The sequence below is a fragment of the Kitasatospora sp. NPDC059803 genome, from assembly GCF_042732255.1.
Lineage (GTDB): Bacteria > Actinomycetota > Actinomycetes > Streptomycetales > Streptomycetaceae > Kitasatospora.
In genome coordinates, this window is record NZ_JBHWIJ010000404.1 from 377 (window position 1) to 6,133 (window position 5,757).

A 5,757-nucleotide genomic window follows, 5' to 3' on the forward strand; every position below is an offset into this window, starting at 1 on the left:
CGCCACCCACAACTGGCGCGCGCACGCCCGGCGCGCTGTGCGCCGCCCCCCCCGCGCCCCCCGGGTCCGTGCCCGCTGGCGGCTACTCGCCGATCCGGACCAGCGCCAGGGTGATGTTGTCCGGCCCGCCGGCCGCGATCGCCGCCTTCCAGAGCTCGAACGCGGCCCTCCCGTCGGCGCGGTCGGAGCCGTCGTGCGGCCGGGCGAGCAATTCGGCCAGCTCCTCCTCCGGCACCGGGTCGGTCAGGCCGTCGCTGCACACCAGGTAGCGGTCGCCGGCGGCCAGCGGTGCGGCGCGCACGTGCGGCTCGACGAAGGTCAGCCCGAGCGAGCCGCCCAGGGTCTGGGTGACCACCGAGGTGGTGCGCCGGCCGGGCGGCAGCGGCGGGCTGTCGTCCACGCTCACCCGGTGCAGCCCGTCCGGGGCGACCTGGTAGACCCGGCTGTCGCCCACGTTGAAGGCCACCGCCCGGCCGGGCAGCAGCACCAGGCCGGCCACCGTGGTGCCCATCGCGGCGAGCTCGGGTTCGCCGGCGGCGGCCGCGTACACCGCCCGGTTGCAGTCCTGGAGTTCCTCCCGGACGGCCTCCTCGCTGTCCAGTCCGGCGCCGTCGGCGGCCAGTCGGCGGGCCACCAGGGCGCTGGCGACCTCGCCGCCGGGGTGGCCGCCCAGGCCGTCCGCCACGGCGACCACGCAGGGCGGGCCGAGCGGGAACAGCAGGGTCTGCGGGTTGCCGGTCACGGTGGCGCAGAGTGTCCACGGCCCGACCGTGAGGCTGTCCTCGTTGTGCTGGCGCACCAGGCCCTCGTGGCTCAGCGCGCTCACCGCGATGTACGTCGCCATCGGTTCGCCGCCCTTCCGGAGCTCCTCCCTCAAGTGTGGGCGGGAATAACGATCCGCACCCGGGTGCTAAGGTGGTTGAAAGTTTAACGATCCGCCCCGAGAACCCCGTGCGCCCCGAGCGCCCGGGCGAGGGGCCGACCTGGAGTGTGGTGAGCAGCATGCAGTTCGGAATCTTCACCGTCGGCGACGTCACCCCCGACCCGACCACCGGCCGCACCCCGAGCGAGCACGAGCGGATCAAGGCCATGGTGGCCATCGCGCGCAAGGCCGAGGAGGTCGGCCTCGACGTCTTCGCGACCGGCGAGCACCACAACCCGCCGTTCGTCCCGTCCTCGCCGACGACCATGCTCGGCTACATCGCCGCGCAGACCGACCGCATCATCCTCTCCACCTCGACCACGCTGATCACCACCAACGACCCGGTGAAGATCGCCGAGGACTTCGCGATGCTCCAGCACCTCGCCGACGGCCGGGTGGACCTCATGATGGGCCGCGGCAACACCGGCCCGGTCTACCCGTGGTTCGGCAAGGACATCCGCCAGGGCATCCCGCTCGCGATCGAGAACTACGCGCTGCTGCACCAGCTCTGGCGCGAGGAGGTGGTGGACTGGCAGGGCCGCTTCCGCACCCCGCTGCAGTCCTTCACCTCCACCCCGCGCCCGCTGGACGGCGTCGCGCCGTTCGTCTGGCACGGCTCGATCCGCAGCCCGGAGATCGCCGAGCAGGCCGCCTACTACGGGGACGGCTTCTTCGCGAACAACATCTTCTGGCCCAAGGAGCACTTCCAGAAGCTGATCGAGCTCTACCGCGAGCGCTACGCCCACTACGGCCACGGCACGCCCGAGCAGGCGTACGTCGGCCTCGGCGGGCAGGTGTTCATGCGGCGCAACTCGCAGGACGCGGTGCGGGAGTTCCGCCCGTACTTCGACAACGCGCCGGTGTACGGGCACGGGCCCTCGCTGGAGGAGTTCACCGAGCAGACCCCGCTGACCGTGGGCAGCCCGCAGGAGGTCATCGAGAAGACGCTGGCCTTCCGCGAGTCCTTCGGCGACTACCAGCGCCAGCTGTTCCTGATGGACCACGCCGGCCTGCCGCTGAAGACCGTGCTGGAGCAGCTGGACCTGCTTGGCGAGGAGGTCGTGCCGGTGCTGCGCGAGGAGTTCGCCAGGAACCGCCCGGCCGCGGTGCCGGACGGGCCGACGCACGCCGCGCGGGTCGCGGCCCGCAACGAGGAGTCCCTCAGTGGGAAGTCCGTCGGCGGGGAGACCATGGAGGTGGCCAAGTGACCGCGTACCGGCTGGTGGTGGTGAGCGCCGGGCTGAGCAAGCCGTCCTCGACCCGGCTGCTGGCCGACCGCCTCTTTGAGTCGACGGTCCGTCAACTGTCCGGTGGCGGGCGGCAGGTGGACGTCACGGTGGTCGAACTGCGCGACCTGGCCACGGAGATCGCCCACCACTTCGTCACCGGCTTCCCCGGCGCGGCGCTGCGCGGGGCGATCGAAGCGGTCACCGCGGCGGACGCGGTGATCGCGGTGACGCCGATCTTCACCGCCTCCTACAGCGGCCTGTTCAAGTCCTTCTTCGACCTGGTCGACCACGACGCGCTCACCGGCAAGCCGGTGCTGATCGCCGCCACCGGCGGCACGCCCCGGCACTCGCTCGCCCTGGAGCACGCCGTCCGGCCACTGTTCAGCTACCTGCGCGCGGTGGTGGTGCCGACCGCCGTCTACGCGGCCACCGACGACTGGGGCGCGGCGGGGGACGGGCTCACCGACGGCCTCCCGGGCCGGATCGACCGCGCGGCGGGCGAACTGGCGGCCCTGCTGGCCGGCCGCGGCCCGGCGGCGCCGGCGCTGCCCGAACAGGTGGTGCCGTTCGCCGAGCAGCTGGCGGCCCTGCGCGGCTGACAGCCGGGGTGGAAGGGGCGGGCGCGTGACGGCGCGTCCGCCCCTTCCGCGTGCCCACCGGCCGCGGGCGCCCCCGAACGGCCTCGACGGACGGCGCGTCCGGGAGGGCCGTTCGGGGGAGTGCCGCCCGCGCCGAATGGTCCGCTATGGGGTGTAATCGTACGCATGATCAGATGTCCGCTGGTCCGTCACGCCGCTGGTCCGTCACGCCGTCGGCCCGCCCGGTCGGCGGCAGCCGCGGCACGCTGACCACCGGCCATGAGCGGGACGCCGCCCGGCCTCCCGCGCCACCGTGGAGGAACCCTCGCCATGCAGGCCGAACCGCAAGCCGTGCTCTCCCCGCTGACCAGCGCGGCGGTCTTCCTGGTCCTCACCGTCGAGCCCGGCGGCGAGGACGCCGTCCGCGACCTGCTGCCCGACCTCGCCGGGCTGCGCCGCGCGGTCGGCTTCCGGGCCCCCGAGGGCGGCCTCACCTGCGTCACCGGCATCGGCTCGGACGCCTGGGACCGCCTCTTCGACGGCCCCAGGCCGGCCGGCCTGCACCCCTTCCGGGAGGTGGCCGGCACCCGCCACCGGGCCCCGGCCACCCCCGGCGACCTGCTGCTGCACCTGCGGGCCGCCCGGATGGACCTCTGCTTCGAGCTGGCCGGCCAGCTCACCGGCCGGCTGGCCGGGGCGGCCACCGTGGTGGACTCCGTCCAGGGCTTCAAGTACTTCGACGACCGGGACCTGCTCGGCTTCGTCGACGGCACCGAGAACCCCGAGGGCCGGGCCGCCGAGACCGCCGCCGTGGTCGGTGCCGAGGACCAGGCCTTCACCGGCGGCAGCTACGTCATCGTCCAGAAGTACCTGCACGACCTGGACGCGTGGAACGCGCTGAGCGTCGAGGACCAGGAACGGGCGGTCGGCCGCACCAAGCTCACCGACATCGAGTTCGACGACGACGCCAAACCGGCCGACTCGCACGTCGCGCTCAGCACCGTGACCGGGCCTGGCGGCGAGCAGCGGCAGATCGTCCGCTACAACATGGCCTTCGGCTCGTTCGACCGCGGCGGCGAGTTCGGCACCTACTTCATCGGCTACGCACGCGATCCGGAGGTGACCGAGGAGATGCTGCGCAACATGTTCGTGGGCCGCCCGCCCGGCACCACCGACCGGCTGCTCGACTTCTCCACGGCCGTCACCGGCTCGCTGTTCTTCGTCCCGACCGCCGACTTCCTCGACGCCCCGCCGCCCGCGCCGTCGGCGCCCCCGGTGCGGTCGGCGCCGCCCGCTCCGCCCGCGCCGAGTGCTCCCCCCGCGACCGGCTCGCTCGGCATCGGCAGCCTGCGCGGCACGCCCTGAACCGGACCTCCCGACAAGGACCCGCACCATGAACAACCTGCACCGCGACCTCGCCCCCGTCTCCGCCGCAGCCTGGGCGGAGATCGAGGAGGAGGCCCGCCAGACCTTCAAACTCCACATCGCCGGCCGCCGCGTGGTCGACCTGAACGGCCCCGACGGCTCCACCCTCGCCGCCGTCGGCACCGGCCACCTGACCGGCATCGAACCGCCCGCCGACGGCGTCCAGGCCCACGCCCGCGCCGCCCAGCCGGTGGTCGAGCTGCGCGTCCCCTTCACCGTCCGCCGCGAGGCCGTCGACGACGTCGAGCGCGGCTCCCGCGACTCCGACTGGCAGCCGGTGAAGGACGCCGCCCGCACCATCGCCCTCGCCGAGGACCGCGCCGTCTTCGAGGGCTACCGCGCCGCCGCCATCGAGGGCATCCGGGCCGGCTCCACCAACCCGCCGGTCCGGCTCCCCGAGGACGTCCGCGAGTACCCCGAGGCCGTCAGCCGCGCCCTCACCGCGCTGCGCCTGGCCGGCGTCGGCGGCCCCTACTCGCTCCTGCTCGGCGCGGACACCTTCACCGCCGTCAACGAGACCAGCGACCACGGCTACCCCGTCCACAACCACCTCGCCCGCCTCCTCGACGGGGACATCATCTGGGCCCCCGCCATCGAGGGCGCCCTCCTCCTCTCCACCCGGGGCGGCGACTTCGAACTCTTCCTCGGCCAGGACGTCTCCGTCGGCTACCTCTCCCACGACGCCGACACCGTGCGGCTCTACCTCCAGGAGTCCCTCACCTTCCGCGTCTACACGGGGGAGGCCGCCGTGGTGCTGGCCGCCTGAGGGCGCTGAGGGCGCCCTGAGGCCCAGCGCACACCGGGAAGGGTACTGAGTTCCTTTACCAGGGGTACTGAGTGCCGTATCCTCTTCGTGGAGCCTCCGACACCAGTCGAAGAGCGCCGACACGGTATGCCGGTCCAGGTGGCGCTCACGGCGCGCAGGGCGCGGCCGGGCCGGGATTGGCACTCAGTACCCTCGGCATGACGTGAGGCCATCGACCAGTGCGACCGTGACAGGAGAACCACTCATGAGCTTGAGGATCGTCGTCTGTGTGAAGTACGTGCCGGACGCGACGGGTGACCGTCGGTTCGCGGACGACCACACCACCGACCGGGAGGGTGTGGACGGCCTTCTGTCGGAGCTCGACGAGTACGGCGTGGAGCAGGCGCTGCGGATCGCGGCGGCGAACGAGGGTGCCGAGGTGACGGTGCTGACGGTCGGGCCGGACGATGCGAAGGACGCGCTGCGCAAGGCGCTGTCGATGGGTGCGGACAAGGCCGTGCACGTGAACGACGAGGACATCCACGGTTCGGATGTGATCGGGACGTCGGCGGTGCTGGCGAAGGCGCTGGAGAAGACCGGGTTCGACCTGGTGATCGGTGGGATGGCGTCGACGGACGGTTCGATGGGTGTGCTGCCGGCGCTGCTGGCGGAGCGGCTGGGCGTGGCGCAGGTGACGCTGCTGTCCGAGGTGTCGGTTGAGGGCGGTGTGGTGCGGGGCCGTCGTGACGGTGACGCGGCGACGGAGCTGGTGGAGGCGGCGCTGCCGGCGGTGGTGTCGGTGACGGACCAGTCGGGTGAGGCCCGGTACCCGTCGTTCAAGGGGATCATGGCGGCGAA

Annotated in this window: 6 protein-coding genes; 5 read left to right on the forward strand and 1 reads right to left on the reverse strand. The window is 73.0% G+C overall.

Features of this window, described 5'->3' with window-relative positions:
• Window positions 1-82 precede the first annotated feature (82 nt).
• Window positions 83-844 carry a PP2C family protein-serine/threonine phosphatase gene (locus ACFV6I_RS36645; protein ID WP_380346349.1) on the reverse strand — a complete coding sequence of 254 codons (762 nt, stop codon included), beginning with the start codon at window positions 842-844 and terminating at the stop codon, window positions 83-85.
• 158 nt (window positions 845-1,002) lie between these two features.
• Here ACFV6I_RS36645 and ACFV6I_RS36650 point away from each other — a divergent pair, with 158 nt between their 5' ends.
• The 5 genes from ACFV6I_RS36650 to ACFV6I_RS36670 form a co-directional block, all read left to right on the forward strand.
• Window positions 1,003-2,130 carry an LLM class flavin-dependent oxidoreductase gene (locus tag ACFV6I_RS36650; RefSeq protein WP_380430321.1) on the forward strand — a complete coding sequence of 376 codons (1,128 nt, stop codon included), beginning with the start codon at window positions 1,003-1,005 and terminating at the stop codon, window positions 2,128-2,130.
• A complete protein-coding gene (locus ACFV6I_RS36655) occupies window positions 2,127-2,750 on the forward strand; it encodes an FMN reductase (RefSeq protein ID WP_380430323.1) in 624 nt (207 codons plus the stop codon). Before ACFV6I_RS36650 ends, ACFV6I_RS36655 begins: the two co-directional genes overlap by 4 nt.
• A gap of 309 nt (window positions 2,751-3,059) precedes the next feature.
• Window positions 3,060-4,094 carry a Dyp-type peroxidase gene (locus ACFV6I_RS36660; protein WP_063346953.1) on the forward strand — a complete coding sequence of 345 codons (1,035 nt, stop codon included), beginning with the start codon at window positions 3,060-3,062 and terminating at the stop codon, window positions 4,092-4,094.
• A gap of 28 nt (window positions 4,095-4,122) precedes the next feature.
• Window positions 4,123-4,920, forward strand: coding sequence for a family 1 encapsulin nanocompartment shell protein (locus ACFV6I_RS36665; RefSeq protein ID WP_363371484.1), 798 nt, complete (start codon window positions 4,123-4,125; stop codon window positions 4,918-4,920).
• A gap of 244 nt (window positions 4,921-5,164) precedes the next feature.
• The coding region (locus tag ACFV6I_RS36670) for an electron transfer flavoprotein subunit beta/FixA family protein (protein ID WP_380430326.1) at window positions 5,165-5,757 on the forward strand (593 nt) is incomplete at its 3' end.